The organism is Kitasatospora sp. NPDC096204 (genome assembly GCF_044763205.1).
Taxonomy (GTDB): domain Bacteria; phylum Actinomycetota; class Actinomycetes; order Streptomycetales; family Streptomycetaceae; genus Kitasatospora.
Genome location: NZ_JBIWFT010000044.1, coordinates 21,927 through 42,126, shown reverse-complemented (window position 1 = coordinate 42,126; position 20,200 = coordinate 21,927). Strand labels below are relative to the sequence as shown.

Genomic DNA, 20,200 nt, shown 5'->3' with positions numbered 1-20,200 from the left:
GGTCAGAGCCCGGCCACCTTGGCCGAGGCCGACACCTCGTACACCAGGGTGAGGGTGCGCCGGGCGCCGGGGGCGAGCGGGACGTCCCAGCGGACGATGCCCTCGGAGTCGAAGGAGTCCGGCGCCGGGGAGCAGTCCTCCTTGCGCAGCCGTACCTCGACCGCCGACACCTCGGAGACCGGAACTCGCTCGCGTACCGTGACGACCCGCTCGTCGCGCTCCTCCGGGCCGGAGAATCGGGACAGGTGCAGCCGGACCGTCCGGGTGGTGGTCTGGCGGCCGGTGAGGCCGCCGGTGGCCTGGCGCTCCTCGGTCTCCCGGACCACCCGGTAGCCGTCCGAGCTGCCGAAGGACAGTTCGGCCTCCGCGCCGGCGGCGGTGAAGCGCAGCTCCCCGCGGCCGGTGAAGCCGCTGCCGCGGACCAGCTCGACCGGGCCGGACAGCAGCGGGTGTCCGGCCGCGTTGCGGAACCGGATCACCTGGGTGACCAGCGGGGACAGCTCCGGGGCGCAGGCGTGTTCGCCGGTCGCCGGGCCGGTGAAGGAGCCCAGCGGCACCCGGTGCGCGCGGCCGTCGGAGGGCACCGTCGCGGGCGCGGGGGCCGGCAGCACCCGGACCTCACCGCCGTCGTCCACGCCCGGCACCCCGGAGGCCGGGCCCAGGGTGGCGACCGCCTCCTCACGCAGCTCGACCTCGACCGTACGGCGTTCCTCGTCGGTGCGTTCGCGCAGCACCAGGACGTCCTCGGCGACCGAGGGCGGGGCGGCGGCGAGGGCGGAGCGGGCGGTGGAGAAGGTGAGCCGGGCGTTGATCCAGTCCTCGCCGGTGCGCTGCCAGACCACCGCTTCCGACTCCAGGCGCAGCTCGCCGCTGTCCAGAGTCGCCCGGTAGGAGGGGCGCCACAGGGCGCAGGGCACCAGGTGGGAGACGGTCAGCTCGGCGGGGCCGGGCCGCGCCGCCTCGACGGTGAGTTCCAGGTGGGCGGTCAGCTCGACCGGCTCCTCCTCGGCCTCGTCCAGAGCGGTCAGGACCTGCGAGCGTTCCTGCTCCAGGCGGCGCAGGCGGGAGTGGGTGGCGCGCAGTTCCTCGCCGTAGCGCTCCCGCTCGGCGTCCACCCGGCCGAGCTCCCTGGCCCAGCGGTTGGGTTCGAGCTCGCCGAGGCCGGCGCCCTCGCCGATCTCGCGCAGGAGATCGGCGGACAGCTGGGCGAGCAGGGCCAGCCGGGCCTCCAGCCGGGCCCGGGTCTGGTCGGCCAGCCGGGTCTCGGCGTCCAGCCGGTGCAGCCGGTGGCGCAGTTCCGAGTCCTCCGGACCAAGCGGGAGCGGGGCGCGCGGGGCCCAGCTGCGCACCAGCCGGGCGTCCAGCACACGGACACCGTCGGTGGCGGACTCGGCGCGCAGGGTGCGGTCGACGGCGAGGGCGGTGAGCGGGCCGAGGCGCAGCCGCTGCACGCCCGCGGCGAGTCCGACCGTCCTGGTGCGCTCGACCTGGCTGCGGTCCTCCAGGCAGGTGACGGCGGTGACGGGGAGGGGAAGGGTTTCGACGGTCATCGCTCAGTTCCTCCGGTTTCCGCCGACGATGGCCTTTCCGGCCGGGATCTTGATCAGGTAGCCGCCGTCCAGCTCGGTGCGGCCGCCCGGTGGCAGGTCGACCCGCCAGAGCCGGGTGCTGGGCGGGCAGTCCGGGGTGGAGACGGTCGGGGCGTGCCAGTCGGCCCGTTCCTCGATCCGGATCTCGGCGTCGGAGGTGACCGGCACCCGTTCGCGGACCTCCACCGTGACGGCGCGTCCGAGCCGGTTCGCCAGCAGGACGTGCACCCGGTGGTCGAGGACGGTGCTGTTGCCCTTCAGCATGCCGGTGGTGGACTCGTGCAGCTCGGTGCGGCGCGCCACCTCGATGCTCTCGGTGACGCCGATGCCCAGCCGTCGGGTGCCGCCGGGCGCCAGGGTGGGCAGGGCGGCGGTCAGCAGGAACTCGTCGTCCACGGTGACCTCGACCGGGCCGGCCAGGACGGCCTGGTCGGTGCGGTTGGCGAGCACCAGGGTCGCGTACACCTTCTCCTCGACGGCGGGGACGGTGACGTACTCGGGCCGAACGGCGAGCGGGATCTCGCCGACGGTGACGGTGTGCCAGGTGCCGTCGGACGGGATGTCGGCGGGGGCGGCGGCATCGAAGCGGTGGTCGAAGGAGCCGGCCGACTCGCGGGGCGGGACGGCGTGCCGGGGCAGGGCGAGGTCACGGAGCCGGCTGGTGCCGCCGGCGCCGGGTGGTGTCCAGAACGCCTCCGCGGGCTCGGTCCGCTCGGTGCGGGGGTGCAGGGTGCCGCGCCGGCCGGCGGGCTCCTCGGGGCCGGCCAGGACGAGGTCGGGGTAGTCGAGCAGGGCGGCGTCCGGGGCGAGGCCGGCCGGCGGGGGCGGGGCGGCGTGACCGGCGCGGCGGCGGGCCTCCGTGGGCGGGAGGCCGCCCGGGGCCTTCGGCAGCGGCGCCGCGGGGGCGACCGGGGCCGGGGGCGGTGGCGGGGCGCCGTAGCCGGCGAAGCCGCCGGGGGCGCCCGGGGGTGCGGGCATCGGCTGGTCGGCACTCAGCAGGCCACCGCCGTACGGGCCGGGGGCGGGGGCGATCTGCTCGTCGGCCGCGAAGGCCTCGGCCCGGGGACCGCCCGGACGGGCGCCGCCGAGACGGGCGGAGCGGGCGGTGACCGGGACGGGGGAAGGCGTCGGGGCCACGGCGGGGACGGCGATCGGGCGGTACAGGTCGTGGTGGGGTTCGCGGCGCGGCGCGGGGCGGTCGTAGCCGGCCGCGTCGTAGCCGGTGAAGAGGTCGGTCAGGCCGGCCGGGGGCTCCCGCCAGCCGGAGGGCGGCGGGGCGGGCTGGCTGCGGCCGATCCGCAGCGAGGCGAGCCGGGGCAGGTCGGTGCGGCGGTCGAGGTCGGCGGTGGACAGGGCGAGGCGCACGCCCGTCCAGTCCTCGCCGGTGCGCTGGGCGACGGTGGCGCGCAGGACCAGGTGGGCGGTGTCGGAGCCGGTCCGGTAGGACAGCCGGTAGGCGGGCACCCAGCGGGCGGCGGGGACGCCGTACTCCAGTTCCAGTTCCAGTTCCAGGTCGAGGTGGTCGTTGCCGGGGGTGGCGCCTTCGGCGGTGTCCGCCGTGGTGGCTTCGGGGGTGCCCGCGGTGGTGAGGGTGAGCAGGACGGTGGTGCTGGTCCCGACCGCGTCGGCCCGGTCGGCCGTGGACGCCCGCTCCAGCCGGTCGGCGGCCAGGTCGCGTTCGTGGTCGGCGAGTTCCAGCTCCTGGGTGAGCTCCTCGGCGCGCTTCTGCAGCCGGGCCAGCCGCTCGTCGACGAAGTCGGCGAGCTCCAGCCAGGCGTCGGCGGGCGTGCGGCGCAGCGGTTCGTCGCGTCGGCGCTGCGGTGGGACGGCGCGCAGCGCGGCCGTCTCGGCGATCGCGGCCAGGACCAGCCGGAGGCGCTCGGCGAGCGCGCTGCGGTGCTCGGCGGCCTCGTCCAGGGCCCGCTGCAGGTCCGGAAGTTCGTTCGGTTCGCGGAGTTCGGCGAGTCGTTCGAGCCGGGCCTCGGTGACCGCGGTGCCGGCCGGTCCGGCGAGCACCCGGGCGCGCAGCGAGCGGCCGTCCAGGGCGGCGGGCAGGCCGGTCAGCCGCAGTCGGCTGCCGGGCGGGAGCGGCACGGTGGCCCGTCGGCGGCACACCGCGCCCTCGGCGTACACCACGACCGAGTCCAGGACCGACGGGTGGGCCGGTACGGCCGGCGGTTTCGACTGCCCGCTCCGGCCGCTGTGCTGATCGTCCATGCGCAACCCCTTCGTTCGCGTGTCGCCCGCCGCGTGGCGCTCGTCGGCCGTCGCTTGCTGCTCGTGCGTGTCGCTTGTTACTCGCCGCTTGCGGCATGCCGCAAGCAGCTTGTCGTCGCCGCGCGGGTTCCGGCCTGTCCGTTGCCTTCCCCCGGGCGGCCAGTCTGCCCGGCTCGGGGACGGGCGTCGCAGGATTTCCGGTGCGGCGTGAGTGCACTGTGTGGGACGGGGCCGGGCCCGTCGCGGTTGCCGGTGCCGGAAGCTGCCGGACCGTCGTCCCGGTTGCCGGGCGCCGGGTGGGGACTTCGGCGCGGTTGATGAGGGAGGATGGGGCGCGGGTGCTCCCGGACGGTTCCGGCACCTGTCGAGAATCGTGATGAGGAGAGCGACCCGCCATGCGCACTGCCGTCGTCGTCGGCACCGGACTGATCGGCACCTCCGCCGCGCTCGCCCTGACCGCTCGCGGGCTGACCGTCCATCTGGAGGACGCGGACCCGGACGCGGCCCGCACCGCCGAGTCGCTCGGCGCCGGCACCACCGACCCGGTCGACGGCCCGGTCGACCTGGCGATCATCGCTGTCCCGCCCGCGCTGGTCGGCAGCGTGCTCGCCGACTGCCAGCGCCGCAACCTGGCGCACTGGTACACCGACGTCGCCAGTGTGAAGGCCGGACCGCGCAGCGAGATCGCCGAGCTGGGCTGCGACACCGTCCACTACATCGGTAGTCACCCGATGGCCGGCCGCGAGCGCTCCGGTCCGCTGGCCGCGCGCGCCGACATCTTCGAGGGCCGCCCCTGGGTGCTCACCCCGACCGCGGACACCGACACCGAGACGCTCAACGCCGCGCTGGAGCTGGTCGCGCTCTGCGGCGCGGTGCCGATCGTGATGGACGCGGCCGAGCACGACCGGGCGGTCGCCCTGGTCTCGCACGCCCCGCAGCTGGTCTCCTCGCTGGTCGCGGCCAGGCTGGAGAACGCCGACGAGACCGCCATAAGGCTCTCCGGCCAGGGCGTGCGCGACGTCACCAGGATCGCCGCCTCCAACCCCGGCATGTGGGTCGACATCCTCTCCGCCAACGCGGGCGCGGTCGCGGATGTCCTGGAGGGGGTTGCCCGCGACCTCGGCGAGACGGTCACCGCGCTGCGCGCGATGGAGGCGGTCGAGGAGAGCGAGCGCCAGGCGGGCGCGGCCGGGATCGAGGCGGTCATGCGACGCGGCAACACCGGCCAGGCCCGTATCCCCGGCAAGCACGGCGCGCCGCCCACCCGGTACGAGACCGTGGCGGTCGTGCTGGGCGACCAGCCGGGCGAGCTGGGCCGGCTGTTCGGAGAGGTCGGCGACGCCGGGGTCAACATCGAGGACGTCGTCATCGAGCACTCGACCGGGCAGCAGGTCGGCTTCGTCCAGCTGTCGGTGGCGCCGACGGCGGTGAAGCGGCTGACCAAGGCGCTGCGGGCGAGCGGCTGGAGCGTCCGGGACTGAGCCACTGAGGCCGGGTCGGACGTTTCCGGGGTGGGGCGTTCCGGGGTGGGGCGTTCCGGGGAGGGGCGTTCCGGGAAGGGGGCGGGTGTGATCATCGACTTGCCGTTGGGGGAGACCGGGCACGGGTTCGCCGGAGACCTGGTGGACCTCGGGAACGAACGGTTCCTGCGGGCGGTGCTGGGCGGAGGACACCTGATCCGCCACCGCAGCGTCGAGGTGATGTACGAGCGGCTCCGGCCCGTACCGCCGTACCCGGACTTCGCCGAGCCGGAGCCGACCTGCAGCCTGCTGCTGCGGGCCGCCCACGCCGCGTTCGCCGAGCACCTGCCGCTGAGCCTGTCCCCGGACGTGCTCTGGTACGCGGTGGTGCACGAGGTCGCGGTGCACGTACGGATGTATCCGCCGCGCTACCGGGCGCTGTTCGGCGCCGCCGGCGGGCGACGGGGCCCGATCGTGGTGCGGGACGACACCCTGGCGGGGCCGTCGGCGGGTTGGCCGGAGTCGGACTGGTCGGAGCCGGATTGGTCGCGATCGGTCCGACTGGTGCGGGAGCCGCTCGCGGCGGCCGTCGGCGCGGAGCTGGTGGACCTGTTCCGGCCGGACTTCTCCACCACGACGCCGGACGACGCCGCCTCGGCGCTGGTGGCGCTGATGGACGTGGTCAGTCCGTACTACGACTTCCGCTGGGAGACCCGCTGCGGGATCCCGAGGGTGCGGCTGGAGGGCACGGCCGGCGACTGGGTGCGGCTGGCGGCCGGGGTGGAATCGCTGGCGCGCTGCTTCGGCTGGCTGGCGCCGTGGTTCGCGCAGCTGCGGCCGGTGGTGGACGAGATCGCCGCGACGGCGGCCGGCGGTCCGGTGGACGAGGAGTTCTGGCGCTCGCTGTTCAAGTGGCGGGAGAAGTCCGGAGGGCCCCGGGTGACCGGCTGGCTCACCGCCTTCCTCGCCCACACCCAGACGCCTGACGGGCCCAGGCTGCGGCGCTCCTTCGACTGGCGGGAGGCGGCGGGTCGCGAGTACCACCAGGGGGCGTTCGAGGTGAACGACTTCCCGTCGCACCTGTCGAGCGTGCCGTTCGTGTGGGAGGTGCTGGGGCGGGAGGTGCCGATGGTGCTGGTCGGCGGGGTCCTCGGCGTCGAACGGGACGGGGAGTACCTGCGGCCGCGGCTGGGGACGGCGGTGCTGGAGGCGGCGGGGTAGCGGGGCGGCCGGTCGGTACCGACTGGTCGGGATCGACTGATCAGGGACGGCTGGTCGGGGTCGATCGGGCGGGGTCGGGGGTCGGGGTCGGGGGTCGAGGGCCGGGTCGACCGGTCGGGCCGGACGGTGCGGAGTGGGTCACGTCGGCGGTCCATTAACCTTGAGTGGAGACAATCCCGGCCGTCAGCCTGCCCAGGCTCCGGTTCCCATGCCCAGAGAGAGGTTCGCCCCGTGGACACTGCCGACCGAGCGCACGCCCCGGTCGTCGTCGCCATCGACGGACCCTCCGGCTCCGGCAAGTCGACCGTCTCGCGGGCGGTCGCCGCCAGGCTGGGCCTGAGCTTCCTGGACACCGGCGCCATGTACCGGGCGATGACCTGGTGGATGCTGGCCAACGACGTCGACGTCGACGACCCGGATGCCGTGGCCGTCGCGTGCGGCAAGCCGGTGATCGTCTCGGGCACCGACGCCGACGGCCCCACCATCACGGTGGACGGCCAGGACGTGTCCGGCCCGATCCGCGGCCCCGAGGTGACCGCCAAGGTCAGCGCCGTGTCCGCGGTGCCGGCCGTACGGTCCCGGCTGGTGGAGCTCCAGCGCGGCTGCGCCGAGGTCGCCGAGCGCGGCATCGTCGCCGAGGGCCGGGACATGGGGAGCGTGGTGTTCCCGGACGCCACCGTCAAGGTCTTCCTGACCGCCTCCGAGGAGGCGCGGGCCGCCCGCCGGGCGGCCGAGCTGCGGGCCAAGGGCGTGGACGAGGCGACCATCACCGCGATGGCCGCCGACCTCGCCCGCCGCGACGCGGCCGACTCCTCGCGGAAGACGGCCCCGCTGACCCAGGCCGCGGACGCGGTCCTGGTGGACACCAGCGACCTCACCCTGGAGCAGGTGATCGACCGGATCGCCGGGCTGGTGGAGGAGCGGGCCGGACTGTCCGCGGTCTGACCGGCTGCCGCCGGTCCGATCAGGACCGGTCCGACCGGCCTTCGGGCTTTCGGGCCTTCGGGCCGACCAACGAGTGAACCGCGGGCCGTCGAGGCGCCGCGGAGACAACCATCGCGCTGCCCCGAGCGGGGCAGGTACGCACGGCACGCCCCTGGGAAGGGCCGGGCCGGGAAACGGAACAGACGAACATGACCGCAGAGCACGCCGCCACCGGCCACGGTGAGCTGGACGCCGCCGACTACGCCGAGTTCATGGCGCTCGCCGCCGAGGAGGGCATCGACCTCGACGGCTTCGACGCCGTGGACGGTGCCGAGCACGTCCGACTGCCGGTGCTGGCCGTGGTCGGCCGCCCGAACGTCGGCAAGTCGACCCTGGTGAACCGCATCATCGGCCGCCGCGAGGCCGTCGTCGAGGACAAGCCGGGCGTCACCCGCGACCGGGTCACCTACGAGGCCAGCTGGAACGGCCGCCGCTTCAAGGTCGTCGACACCGGTGGCTGGGAGATCGACGTCCTCGGCATCGACGCCATGGTGGCCGCCCAGGCCGAGCTGGGCATCGAGCAGGCCGACGCGGTGCTGTTCGTGGTGGACGCCACCGTCGGCGCCACCGACACCGACGAGGCGCTGATCAAGATCATCCGGCGGGCGGGCAAGCCGACCGTCCTGTGCGCCAACAAGGTCGACGGCCCCTCCACCGAGGCCGAGGCCGCCTACCTGTGGTCGCTCGGACTCGGCGAGCCGTACCCGGTCTCCGCCCTGCACGGCCGCGGCTCCGGCGACCTGCTGGACGCCGTCATGGACGCCCTGCCCGAGGCCCCGCCGCAGACCTTCGGCGACGCCGCCCCCGGCGGCCCGCGCCGCATCGCGCTGATCGGCCGACCCAACGTCGGCAAGTCCAGCCTGCTGAACAAGGTCGCCGGCGAGGAGCGCGTCGTCGTCAACGAGCTGGCCGGCACCACCCGCGACCCGGTCGACGAGATGATCGAGCTCGGCGGCAAGACCTGGAAGTTCGTGGACACCGCCGGTATCCGCCGCCGGGTCCACCTGACCGCCGGCGCCGACTTCTACGCCTCGCTGCGCACCGCCTCCGCGCTGGAGAAGGCCGAGGTCGCGGTCGTCCTGATCGACGCCAGCGAGACCCTCGCCGAGCAGGACACCCGGATCATCTCGATGGCCGTCGAGGCCGGGCGCGCCGTCGTCATCGCCTACAACAAGTGGGACCAGCTGGACGAGGAGCGCCGCTACTACCTGGAGCGCGAGATCGAGCGCGACCTCGTCCAGGTGCAGTGGGCTCCGCGGGTCAACGTCTCGGCCAAGACCGGCCGGCACATGGAGAAGCTCGTCCCGGCGGTCGAGACCGCGCTGGAGGGCTGGGAGACCCGCATCCCGACCGCGCGCCTGAACGCCTTCCTCGGCGAGCTGGTCGCCGCCCACCCGCACCCGATCCGGGGCGGCAAGCAGCCGCGCATCCTGTTCGGCACCCAGGCGGGCATCCGTCCGCCGCGGTTCGTGCTGTTCGCCTCGGGCTTCCTGGAGGCCGGCTACCGGCGCTTCATCGAGCGCCGGCTGCGCGAGGAGTTCGGGTTCGTGGGGACCCCGATCTCGATCTCGGTGCGGGTCCGGGAGAAGCGCAAGAAGAAGTAGTGGGCAGGAGCGGTCGGTCCGTTGATCGACCGACCGCCCGGCCGGAGGGCCTCGCCATGGTGGTGGCGGGGCCCTCCGGCGTTTCCGGGCTCGGCCGGGGTTCCTGCGGGCGGCGCCCGTCCGGCCTGGAGGGTTCCCGTCGGCGGTTCCTGTCCGCCGTCCCTGCTCGGGGTCCTGTTCGCGGTCCCTGCTCCGGGTTCCCGTTCGAGGCTCCTGCTTCGGGGCGCAGTCCCGGCGTCAGCGGTGGTCGACGGTGGGGCCCGGGGGCAGGGAGAGCATCTGGCGGTGGCGGCCGCCGCCGCTGGGCGAGGAAGGAGCGGGGGCGAGGCCGATGGCCGTGCCCATCACCGGGGCGGGCGCGGGTGGCGTCGGCGGTACGGGTGCCGGCACCGGCAGCGAGTGTGGGGCCGCGCCCAGGTAGCCGGCCGCCACCCACCCCTGACCGTTGGTGAACTGGGCAGCGGGGACGGCGGGTGGGGCCTGGACGGGGGCCGGGGCGGTGTGGCCGAGGCCGTCGCTGGTGGGGGCGGTGGGCTCGGGACGGCCGGCGGAGTGGCCGTGGCGGTGGTGGCCGGCGCTGTGGCTTCCGCTGTGGCTTTCAGCGGTGTGGGCGCCGGTGTGACTGCCGGGGTGGGGGTTGGTGTGGGCGCCGGTGTGACCGCCGGGGTGAGGGTTGGTGTGACCGCCGGAGTGGCCGTGCTGCTGGGCGCCGGTGTGACCGCTGGCGTGCCCCCGGTCGTGCCCACCGGCATGACCGGGCTGCTGGCCGCCGGCGGGGCCCGAGCCGTGGCTCTGGGGGCCCGGAACGAACTGGGGCAGGCCCGGTACCTGGCCCGCGAGGGTGTGGAACGCCTGCTGCTGGGGCGGGTACGAGCGCTGCTCGCCGAGCAGTGGGTAGCCGTCGCGGACCGCGAAGCCGGTGAACTTCAGGTCCTCCTCGCCCGAGCGGTCGCCGGGAAGGGCACGGAAGAGGCGCCGGTACTCGGAGTACAGCTCGTCGTAGATCGGCGTGGCGGAGTGCGGGTGCTCGGCGTCGTACGACGGGCGCATGCTCGGGATCGAGCGCGAGGCGGTGGCGGACCGGCCGGGGGACGCGGAGACGTCGTAGCTGTACACGTAGGGGCCAACGAGCGAGAGGGGCGGGGGATGCGGGGCGCGGGAGCGGGGGCGCGTCCACACGCCGGAGCGTGAAGGAGGTGGGTGCGCCGGGCGGAGCGCAGGCACGCCGGGGCGCGACAGGCACGCGCCCGCCGGAAGGCGGCCGCGGGGGTGGGCGGCCGCCTTCCGGCGGGTCGGGCGCGGAGGCGGGTCGGGCGGGAGGCGGATCAGGTGCCGGCGAGCGGGAGGGAGGCGGCGACCACCTGACCCAGCGCCACCGCCCGCTCCAGCGCCTGGCGCAGCAGGTCCTCGCGGGGCTGTCGACCGACCATGCCGGCCGGCACGGCGTACATCGTCACCTCTGAGAGCTGGCTGGCCGCCATCCGCCAGGCGTCGGTGACCTGGAGCGGCTGGTGGGCCTGCCACCAGCCGGTGCTGCCGCCGGCCGCTGCGGGCTGGAGGACCGCGTGCAGCTTGCCCATCGCGACCAGGACGGACCAGCCGGGCAGCTGTTCCGGGGTCTCGTCCAGGTCGGTGACCGGCTGGAAGCCGGCGTCCTGGAGCAGGTCGAGGAACTCGTCCTCGCCCGAGGTGCTGCCGGGGCGGCCGACCGGGCCGGTCGGCTCGACCACCAGCGAGGCGTGCCCGACCCTGCCGTGCAGCACCAGCCCGCAGGTGATGCCGAGGATGGCGGCCTGGCCGGGGGCGCTCGGCTGGGTCGGGGCCGGACCGGCGGGCGTGGCCGGGGCCGGCGCGGGGGCGTGCGGTACGGCGGCGGGGACGGCGAGGTCCGGGCCGCCGGGCTGGGGCTGGCTGATGCTGCGGACGGCACCGGCCAGCTGCTCCTCGGAGACCGGTACGACCTGGGAGGGGATGCAGCGGGCGTGCGCGAAGGCGAGGACAGCCGTCTCGTCGCCGACGAACAGCACGGTGCTGGTGGGTTCCACGTGCGTGTCGCCGGGGGTCCGACAGGAGGTGCACTCGTAGCTGTCGGGGGCGCGGTCGCCGCCTAGCAGGCGGTCGGCCTCGTCGTCGCCGATCTCGGACCGGACCTCGTCGCTGACGTCGAGCATGCGCGGCACAGGGTCTCCTCGGATGGGTGTGGATGGGGTTCGGGGGCGGACAGGGGGAGGTCGCCATGCCCAACGGGCCCTTGTGTCAGGCGTCACGGGTGCCCGGCGAGGCTGACGGGAATTGCGTCGAATCCGACCGCACGGCGTGTTCTCGTGGTCGCAATCTGTCGATGTCGGGGTCAGGGCTGCCGGAATCAAACAGTGAGGTGAGTCACGCGGCCTGGATGTTTGATCTAGGAAACGACGGCCAAAGCGGACATTTCGGGCATGATTGCCTGGTCGTTACCACCGGTAACCCTTGGCTGAGCTGGGCAGACCGCCGAGGTTTTGGTTTCCCCGCCGACCGGCTCGTAGCTTCTTCGTCGGCGCAACGAGCGCCACCCGGGTTCACCCCCGACGCACGGCCCCCCGGTTCGCCGGGTGTGGCTGGTGCCCGCCGACGCGATCGCTCGAACAGGTCGCTCGGCGAGCGGCTGGGTGGCCGGGGCGGCAGCGGCACGTCCGACACGTGCACGGCCGTCCGACGGACGCGGCAAGCGATCGCGGCCCTCTCCAGGGCCTGGTTCCGCATGCCCGCCCGGGGCTGTCGAGAGGAACCCCATGACCTTCCGTAACGAGACCGCCGCTGCCACCACCTCCGCCGCCACCAAGCGCAACCGCGTTCGGATGGCCGTCGTGGCGGGCGCCGCTGTCGCGGCCCTGCCGGTGGCCGGCCTCGTCACGGCCACCTCGGCCTCCGCCGCCTCCGTCGCCACCTGGGACGCCGTCGCCCAGTGCGAGAGCGGCGGCAACTGGGCCATCAACACCGGCAACGGTTTCTACGGCGGTCTGCAGTTCACCTCCAGCACCTGGGCCGCCTTCGGTGGCACCGCCTACGCCTCGCAGGCCAACCTGGCCACCAAGGCGCAGCAGATCGCCGTCGCCGAGAAGGTCCTCGCCTCCCAGGGCCCGGGCGCCTGGCCCGTCTGCTCCGTCAAGGCCGGTCTGACCAAGGGCGGCGCCCCGGCCGCCGTCGACACCTCGGCGGGCTCGACCGCCGCCAAGCCGGCGCAGGCCCCGAAGGCCGCCGCCAAGCCGGCCGAGGCCCCGAAGGCCGCCCCCAAGGCCCAGGCCGCGCCGAAGAACGACGCCGCCGCCCCGAAGGCTGCCGCGCCGAAGGCCGACGCCCAGAAGTCCGCGCCGAAGGCCGACCAGGGTGCCAAGTCCTGGAACCGTTCGAACGACGCCAAGCCGGCCGCCAAGGGCAGCTACACCGTCAAGACCGGTGACACCCTGAGCTCCATCGCCGCCGCGCAGGGCCTGGACTGGCACGACCTGTACCAGAACAACGCCAAGGTCATCGGTGGCAACCCGGACCTGATCTTCCCGGGCCAGACCCTCAGCATCTGAGGTCCCGCCCAGCACCCGAGGCCCCGTGCGTAGCCGGTACCGGCTGCTCGGGCTTCACGGTGCCGGTGCCCGGTCGGACACTGATGTGCCGATGTGCCGATGTGCCGATGTGCCGACGTGTCGATGTGCCGAGGTGTTCGGCTTCCTGAGTCGAGGCGTTGGGCTTCCACGGCCGCTTCTCCACCGCGCGGGTTCCTCCGCCGGTCGGGGGAGCGGCCGTCGGCGTTCCGCGGTTTCTCGCGATGCTGTGCGGCGTCTCGTGGTGTTCGGCGGTGTTCGGCGCTGCTCCGCGGTACTTGGCAGTGTTCGGCGTGGTGTCCGGGCGTCACCGTGGGCGGCGTTGCCGGCCCTCCTGCGGGCGGGAGTCGGTACTCCCGGGGGGTGCCCGCCGTCGGTGGTGGGGCTGGGCCCGGGCGGCCGCGGTGCGGGAGGATGGTGGGGTGATCCAGGGCGAGCTGTTCAGCGATCCGGGCGGGTCCCCGGGTGGGCGCGAGCGTTCCGAGCCGGCCCCCGGCGCCGTCCTGCTCCCCGGTTGGCTGGACCTCGACGCGCAGCGCCGGCTGGTCGGTGCCTGCCGGGAGTGGGCCCGTCCGCCGGCCGGCCTGCACGCCGTGCGGATGCCCACCGGCGGGATGATGTCCGTCCGGATGGTGAGCCTCGGCCTGCACTGGTATCCGTACGGGTACCGGCGGGTCGCCGAGGACGGCGCGCCCGTCAAGTCGTTCCCGTTGCTGCTCGGGGACCTGGCGCGCAGGGCCGTCGCGGAGGCGTACGGGGCCGCGCTGGGGAAGGTCGCGGGCGCGGCGACGTACGCGCCGGACATCGCGATCGTCAACCACTACGCGCACGGCGCGAAGATGGGCCTCCACCAGGACCGCGACGAGCGGGCCGACGCGCCGGTGGTGTCGCTCTCGCTGGGCGACGGCTGCGTCTTCCGGCTCGGGAACACCGAGACCAGGACCCGGCCGTGGACGGACCTGGAGCTGCGCAGCGGGGACCTGCTGGTGTTCGGCGGCCCGGTCCGGTTCGCGTACCACGGGGTGGTGCGGACGCTGCCCGGGACGGCCGATCCGGCGCTGGGGCTGACCGGGCGGCTCAATATCACGGTGCGGGAGTCGGGGCTGGGGGAGTAGCCGGGGAGGGGCCTCCCCCGGGGGCGCGAGGTCGTCCCGCCGCCGCTGGTTCGTCGACTCGCCGACTTGCCGGTTCGCCGACTCACTGACTCGCCGACCCGTTTACTCGTCTACTCGTTCGAGTGAACTGGGGGTTCCGGGCCGCTGTGCGGGAATGACCAGGGTCGCCGGAGAATTCGAGTGAGCTGGAGAATTCGTTCGGAGTCAGGAGAGGAAGCGTGCGCGCATGAGTACCCCCGTCGACGATCTTGTCGATCTGCTCGACCTCGAGCAGATCGAACTCAACATCTTCCGTGGGCGCAGCCCCGAGGAGGCGCTGCAGCGGACGTTCGGCGGTCAGGTCGCCGGGCAGGCGCTGGTCGCGGCGGGGCGCACGGTGGATGACGAGCGCCCGGTCCACTCGTTGCACGCCTACTTCCTGCGCCCCGGTGTCCCCGGTGTGCCGATCGTCTACCAGGTCGACCGGATCAGGGACGGCCGCTCCTTCACCACCCGCCGGGTGCTCGGAATCCAGGGCGGCCGGTCGATCTTCGCGCTCACGGCCGACTTCCACAGACCCGAGGAAGCGGGCATCGAGCACCAGTACCCGATGCCGGCCGTCGCCGCCCCCGAGGGCCTGCCGAGCGCGCTGGACGAGGTCGGTTCCCGGCTCGGCGAGCTGCCCCCGTTCATCAGCCGCCGCCAGCCCTTCGACATGCGCTACGTCGACCGACTGCGCTGGAGCAAGGAGGAGCTGGCGGGAGTCGAGGCGCGCAGCGGCGTCTGGCTGCGCACCAACGGCCCGCTGCCGGACGACCCGCTGATACACGTTTGCGCCCTCACCTACGCCAGTGACATGACGCTGCTGGACGCCGTCCGGGCCCCGGTCGAGCCACTGTGGGGCGAGCGGAACTTCGACATGGCGTCGCTCGACCACGCGATGTGGTTCCACCAGCCGTTCCGGACGGACGACTGGCTGCTGTACCAGCAGGAGTCCCCGATCGCGCACGGCGCGCGCGGCCTGGCGCGCGGGCAGATCTTCGACCGGCACGGCCGACTGGTGGTGTCCGTGGTGCAGGAAGGGCTGTTCCGTCCGCTGAAGCGCCACGACGAGTAGGTGATGCCTGTGGCAGGTGTCGTGCCCCGTGCCGCCGTGCCCCGTGGCGGCGTGCCCGGTGTCGGCGGCCCCGGTGTCGTCGGGCCCTGTGTCGTGCCGTGTGTTGCGCCCCGTTTCGGCGTGTTGCCGCCGTGTTGCGGTTTCGGCGGTTTCGAGTTGACGGGAATGATCCGTCCGAGTGGACGGTGTTGTGGATGACCGAGGCGGGCGGCCCGAACAGCGGGCCGTCCACGGACAGACCGGGAGGGTGGACCGATGACGGCGACGGCCGCGGAGGACTGGAAGCACTGGAGCGACGGCCGGGCGGCGTCGGTGAGCGCGCCGCACGGCCAGCTCGCACTCACCGGCACGCACTGGCTGGAGCCGGAGCCCGCCGAGATCCCCGGCCTGCCCGGGCTCTGGTGGGCCGACGCCGAGGGCGTCCGGGTCCGGGCGGAGGCGTCCGACGGCATCACGGTCGACGGCGCTGGCGAGCCAGTGGACGGCGACGTGCTGCTCCGCCCGGACAGCGACCCGGCCGCCGACACCGCCACCCTGGGCGCCCTGCTGCTCGTCCCGATCGAGCGCGAGGGCGAGCCGGCCCTGCGGGTCTTCGACCCGGCGGCACCCCGGCGGACCGCGTTCGCGGGCATCGCCGCCTACCCGTACGCGCCCGAGTGGGCCGTGCCCGCCGTCTTCACCCCGTTCGAGGACGGTGAGACGCAGTCGGTCGTCGTGCCGAACGCCGACGGGCGGGAGCGCCCGCTGGCCGTCTCCGGGCAGATCGCCTTCACCGTGGCGGGCGAGCACCGCACCCTGACCGTCAGCAGGTCGGGAGAGCGGCTCAGCGGCGTGATCGCCGACGCGACCAGCGGCATCGACACCTACCGCTTCCGTTTCATCACTCTGCCAGCGCCCGACGCCGAGGGCCGTACCGTCCTCGACCTCAACCGGGCCTACCTGCCGCCGTGCGCCTTCTCGGACCACTTCATCTGCCCGTTCCCGCCGCCGGGCAACCGGCTGGACTTTGCGGTGGAGGCGGGGGAGAAGCAGGTGCTGAGCCGGTAGCGGGCGGGGGCGGGGGCGGGGCCGGGCGCGGGCCGGGCCCCGGCGGGCCACTGGTGGCCACTGGCGGGCCGCCACCGCGGCGGGCCCCCGGTGCGGGGGCGTCCGGGGGCCGGGCGGAGCATGGGGGGCTATGTCGAACAATCAACATTCCACCCCGTCCTCCTCCCCCTCGCCCTCGCCCGTCTCGCCCCTTCCGTCCCCGCCGCCCTCCGCCGCGGAGCCCGAACCCGAACCCCAACCCGATCCCGGCCCGGGGGGCGGCCCCGGGCCGGAGGCGGCGGCCGGTGCGCCCTGGTACCGGCGGGCGTTCGCCGACCTCAGCCCGCTGCGCGACCATCCGGACTACCGCCGGGTCTGGGCCGGGCAGGCCATCTCCTCCATAGGCCAGCAGATGACGGCCGTCGCCGTCTCCGTCCAGGTCTACGACCTGACCGGCTCCGCCTTCGCGACCGGGCTGGTCGGCATCTTCTCCCTCGTCCCGCTGGTCGCCTTCGGCCTCTACGGCGGCGCCATCGCCGACACCGTCGACCGGCGGCGGCTGGGCCTGATCGGCTCGGCGGGCCTAGCGGTCGTCTCCGCCGTCCTGGCCGCGCAGGCGCTCGCCGGCCTCGGCCTGGTCGCCGTCCTGTACGCCGCCGTCGCCGTCCAGGCCGGCTTCTTCGCGATCAGCTCGCCCGCCCGATCCGCGATGATCCCCCGCCTGGTGCCCAGCCACCAGCTCCCGGCGGCGAACGCCCTGAACACCGTCAGCATGAACCTCGGCCTCACCGTCGGCCCGATGCTCGGCGGCGTCCTGATCGGCGCGTACGGCGCCCAGGCCGCCTACCTGATCGACACTGTCGCCTTCACCGGCACCCTCTATGCGATGTGGCGCCTGCCCGCCATGCGGCCGCTCGGCGAGCGCAAGGGCCGCGCCTCCGTCCTCGACGGCCTGCGCTTCCTGCGCGAGCAGCCCAACCTGCGCACCAGCTTCCTCGCCGACCTGGCCGCGATGGTCTTCGGCATGCCGCGCGCCCTCTTCCCGGCCATCGCGATCACCTTCTACGGCGGCGACGCCGGCACCGTCGGCCTGCTGGTCTCCGCCCCGGCCGTCGGCGCCCTGGTCGGCGCGCTCTTCTCCGGCTGGGTCGGCCGCGTGCACCGCCAGGGCCTCGCCATCCTCGTGGCCGTCGCCGCCTGGGGCCTGGCCATCGCGGCCTTCGGCGCGCTCCACAACCTCTGGCTCGGCCTCCTGCTACTCGCGGTCGCGGGCTGCGCCGACACCGTCAGCATGATCTTCCGCAACACGATGATGCAGGTCGCGGCCCCGGACGAGATGCGCGGTCGCCTCCAGGGCATCTTCATCGTCGTCGTGGCCGGCGGCCCCCGCCTCGGCGACTTCGAGTCCGGCACCGTCGCCGCCCTCACCAACCCCACCACCTCCGTGATCACCGGCGGCCTCGCCTGCGTCGCCGCCGTTCTCCTCCTCGCCGCCCGCCGTCCCGCCTTCCTCGCCTACGACGCCCGCCACCCCACTCCCTGAACCACCCACCCCCGAACCTGGCAGCGAGCACCCCCCGACGTGCTGTATTGTTTTCCACGTCGCCGGGACAACCGGAGACAAGGTCGAGAAGCCCACGGCAGAGCCCCCCAGGCCCCGCTGAAGGCGCCGAGACCACGGGACGTGGCGCAGCTTGGTAGCGCACTTGACTGGGGGTCAAGGGGTCGCAGGTTCAAATCCTGTCGTCCCGACTTGCTTAACTGCAGGTCGTAGGCCGTTTCCGCTTCTGGCGGGAGCGGCCTTTTTGATGTTCTGTCGGCTGGTGGTCGCAGTGTGGTCGCCGGGCCACATCGGCCACTCGGCAGCCTGTTCGGGCATTTGCTGCGTCTGATGGGCAGCCAGGCGGCGGTGGGGGCGCGGGTTCTGGTGCCAGGGGCGGTGGGCGCCGCAGGCGGGTTGACCGAGGATGGTGCGGTCGGCGGTGTTGAGTGTCCAGGAGATGGCGTCGACGGCTGCGCGGGCGGCGAGGCGGGTCAGTTCGGCGTAGATGTTCGCGGTGGTCGACAGGGTGCGGTGGCGCAGGGTCTTGGAGACGACCGGGAGCGGCGTTCCTGCGGCCAGGGCGAAGCTGGCGGCGAGGTGGCGCAGGTCGTGCAGGGCGATGCGGGGGACGCCGGCCTTGTCGCAGAGCAGGTGGAAGCGGTCGAGGACGGTCTTGGGGTGCAGGGGGCGGCCATGGCGGTGGAAGACGTAGCCGCCGGCGGGGGTGATCTGGCCGAAGGCGGGTGAGCCCGTACGCTCGTCGAGGGCGTCGACGACGCGGTCGGAGAGAGCGACCCAGGCACGACTGCCCTTGGTCTTCGGCGCGGTCAGCAGGAGCTGGTTGTTGTCGATCGCGGAGAGCGTCGCGCGGACGAACAGGGTGCGCTCGGGCAGGTGGACGTCGTCCCAGTGCAGGGCGAGGACCTCGCCTTTGCGCATACCGGTGCCGATCATCAGCTCGGCGAGGTCGGCGTACAGCGGGTCGACGAGGTGGGTGAAGCGCAGGAAGCGGGCCGCCTGTTCCTCGGTCCACAGGTGCCGTTCGGCCGCGGCGGGGCGGGAGATGAGCGGCGGCTTCGCGACGTTGCGGGCCAGGCGTTCGGTGTCGACGGCGGTGGCGAGGGCGCTGGAGAGCGTGGACATGATCCGGTGGACGGTAACCCTGCCCCGGTGCCGGCGCAGCTGGTCGGTGACGAAGGCGGCCAGGTGCTGACGGGTGAGGTCGTCCAGTGGGATACCGCCGAGAGCGGGGATGAGGTCCTGGGTGATGTAGTCGCGGTAGCGGGCGATGGTGGTGGGCTTGAGATGGAGGGCCTTCTCAGCGAGCCAGCTGGTGAGGTAGTCGGCGGTGCTCTGCCTCGGATCGGTGACGACGCCGAGGGGCAGGGACTCGTTGAAGCGCCTCAGCGCGACGCGGGCTTCGGTCTCGTCGGGGAAGCTGGCGCGGCGGATGGTTCGGCGGTGGCCGTCGATGGAGGGGGCGTCGACGGCGAAGGCCCAGCTGCCGTGGTGGGGGTCTACGGCGAGGTGCGGGCAATGGGTGCCGAGCTGGCGGCGGTCGGTGCCGCGGCAGCCGCAGCGCCGGTAGACGCGTCCTCGGTCCCGGCCGCCTGGAGTGTCAGGTGAGCAGCGCATGGCGATCGCCTCGGAATGATCGTGCGCGAGTCGTCCTCTCCTTCAGTGTGTGCTCGCGGGGCGACCACCGCGCGACCACCGGCTAAGGAACGCGGCCATGACCTGCGGATCTCCCTTGACCAGCGGCAAAGGGAGGCAGGGCGCGGCAGTCGGCTCTGATCAACATTTCGGATGACCGAGCGTGATTGTTACGGGGTGAGCAAGACGCGGCGGGGCCGGGGCGGGGGCCGGCCGGGGGTGGGGTGGGCATGCCCGTCAGCCGAGGTCTGGTACGGGGACGGTGACCTTGCCGGGCCGTGGTCGAGGGCAGTCGCGGGGCCCGGTCACTGGACTGCTCCGGCCTGGCCGCGCGTCCGCCCGGGCCGGTTCCGGGGTGCCCTATTGGTCCTGGTGCCGTCGGGGCCACCTGCCTGCGACGACCGAGCTCACAAGGAAGGCGGCACCGACCGCGTACGGCCAGGCCGCTGAAGTGATGACGGCGACGAGGAGGAAGGCCACGCCCCCGCCGGTGAGAGCCGCCTTGATCAGTGGCATCCGCGGGCCGGGCCGATGGTCGTGCGGCGTCATGGCTGCTCTCCTGTCGCCTTCGGAATGGGGCCTGGTCGGGCGTGAAAATGCCCTGACTCCGCTGGACTGGTGAGGAGACCCGTGACGTGATGGGCCCCGGGTGAAGAGCGGATCGCCGCGCGCCGCTTCCCTGGTTCACCGTGACCCAGTTGTCGGCCGAGCTGGCGTCGGTTGTCATGACCCCGAGCTCCTGCGTCCCGGCATCATGTGCCGCCGTACGACCGCAACGCCAGCGGTGACCGGAAGTATGCGGAACAGCCGCCGGGATGTACCCGCAAATGTCATAGTGCGATCGGGGAGAACCCAGGCTTATGCGGCTTCCGTCGATCAAGGGCGGGCAGGAACGTATCGGCAGCGGGCGGAGCGGGGCCCACGGACAGTGGTGTGGCCACCCACCCTGCCGGATGAGGCTGGCGGACAGCTGGCGAAACGTCATCACAGACGCCGGGCGGGTCTGCTCGACTACCGGATCCCGTTGTCCTTGATCCCAATGAAGGGAATGGTGACCATCCGGTCGATGACGGGTTCAGTCTCGTCGGCGGGGTTGGCCTAGGAGGCAGCCCTT

14 protein-coding genes and 1 tRNA gene are annotated in these 20,200 nt (G+C 73.8%); 10 read left to right on the top strand and 5 right to left on the bottom strand.

The window, feature by feature from the left end; translation table 11 throughout:
- Positions 1-2 precede the first annotated feature (2 nt).
- Positions 3-1,550 carry a mucoidy inhibitor MuiA family protein gene (locus ACIQ87_RS34285; RefSeq protein WP_402414649.1) on the bottom strand — a complete coding sequence of 516 codons (1,548 nt, stop codon included), beginning with the start codon at positions 1,548-1,550 and terminating at the stop codon, positions 3-5.
- A 3-nt stretch (positions 1,551-1,553) separates the two neighbouring features.
- Positions 1,554-3,806, bottom strand: coding sequence for a DUF4139 domain-containing protein (locus ACIQ87_RS34280; RefSeq protein WP_402414646.1), 2,253 nt, complete (start codon positions 3,804-3,806; stop codon positions 1,554-1,556).
- A gap of 395 nt (positions 3,807-4,201) precedes the next feature.
- On the opposite strand from ACIQ87_RS34280, the gene ACIQ87_RS34275 reads away from it, so the two are divergent.
- The 4 genes from ACIQ87_RS34275 (at position 4,202) to der (ending at position 9,075) form a co-directional block, all read left to right on the top strand.
- Complete coding sequence (locus ACIQ87_RS34275) at positions 4,202-5,287, top strand: prephenate dehydrogenase (RefSeq protein ID WP_402414644.1); 1,086 nt, start codon at positions 4,202-4,204, stop codon at positions 5,285-5,287.
- A gap of 87 nt (positions 5,288-5,374) precedes the next feature.
- Entirely contained in the window at positions 5,375-6,487 is a 1,113-nt protein-coding gene (locus tag ACIQ87_RS34270; protein WP_402414641.1) for a DUF4419 domain-containing protein, read from the top strand.
- Positions 6,488-6,718: 231 nt separating this feature from the next.
- A complete protein-coding gene (cmk, locus tag ACIQ87_RS34265) occupies positions 6,719-7,432 on the top strand; it encodes a (d)CMP kinase (protein WP_402414638.1) in 714 nt (237 codons plus the stop codon).
- 188 nt (positions 7,433-7,620) lie between these two features.
- A complete protein-coding gene (der, locus tag ACIQ87_RS34260) occupies positions 7,621-9,075 on the top strand; it encodes a ribosome biogenesis GTPase Der (protein ID WP_402414635.1) in 1,455 nt (484 codons plus the stop codon).
- 237 nt (positions 9,076-9,312) lie between these two features.
- Here the strand turns inward: der and ACIQ87_RS34255 are convergent, their stop codons facing one another.
- Positions 9,313-10,191, bottom strand: coding sequence for a hypothetical protein (locus ACIQ87_RS34255; RefSeq protein WP_402414632.1), 879 nt, complete (start codon positions 10,189-10,191; stop codon positions 9,313-9,315).
- Between the two features lie 209 nt (positions 10,192-10,400).
- Positions 10,401-11,246 carry a hypothetical protein gene (locus ACIQ87_RS34250; RefSeq protein WP_402414630.1) on the bottom strand — a complete coding sequence of 282 codons (846 nt, stop codon included), beginning with the start codon at positions 11,244-11,246 and terminating at the stop codon, positions 10,401-10,403.
- Positions 11,247-11,846: 600 nt separating this feature from the next.
- Here ACIQ87_RS34250 and ACIQ87_RS34245 point away from each other — a divergent pair.
- From ACIQ87_RS34245 to ACIQ87_RS34220, 6 genes are all read left to right on the top strand, one after another.
- On the top strand, positions 11,847-12,635 hold the full coding sequence (locus ACIQ87_RS34245) for a transglycosylase family protein (RefSeq protein WP_402414627.1): 789 nt from the start codon (positions 11,847-11,849) through the stop codon (positions 12,633-12,635).
- A gap of 443 nt (positions 12,636-13,078) precedes the next feature.
- Positions 13,079-13,768 (top strand): alpha-ketoglutarate-dependent dioxygenase AlkB family protein, encoded by a 690-nt coding sequence (locus ACIQ87_RS34240; protein WP_402414700.1) that lies wholly within the window; start codon positions 13,079-13,081, stop codon positions 13,766-13,768.
- A gap of 226 nt (positions 13,769-13,994) precedes the next feature.
- Entirely contained in the window at positions 13,995-14,864 is an 870-nt protein-coding gene (locus ACIQ87_RS34235) for an acyl-CoA thioesterase (RefSeq protein WP_402414624.1), read from the top strand.
- 255 nt (positions 14,865-15,119) lie between these two features.
- A complete protein-coding gene (locus tag ACIQ87_RS34230; protein WP_402414622.1) occupies positions 15,120-15,911 on the top strand; it encodes a DUF1684 domain-containing protein in 792 nt (263 codons plus the stop codon).
- A gap of 130 nt (positions 15,912-16,041) precedes the next feature.
- Positions 16,042-17,433 carry an MFS transporter gene (locus ACIQ87_RS34225; RefSeq protein ID WP_402414619.1) on the top strand — a complete coding sequence of 464 codons (1,392 nt, stop codon included), beginning with the start codon at positions 16,042-16,044 and terminating at the stop codon, positions 17,431-17,433.
- 135 nt (positions 17,434-17,568) lie between these two features.
- Positions 17,569-17,642 (top strand) — tRNA-Pro (locus ACIQ87_RS34220).
- On the opposite strand, the gene ACIQ87_RS34215 is transcribed toward ACIQ87_RS34220, so the two are convergent.
- Entirely contained in the window at positions 17,608-19,068 is a 1,461-nt protein-coding gene (locus tag ACIQ87_RS34215) for a tyrosine-type recombinase/integrase (protein ID WP_402414618.1), read from the bottom strand. The genes ACIQ87_RS34220 and ACIQ87_RS34215 overlap by 35 nt on opposite strands.
- Positions 19,069-20,200: the final 1,132 nt, after the last annotated feature.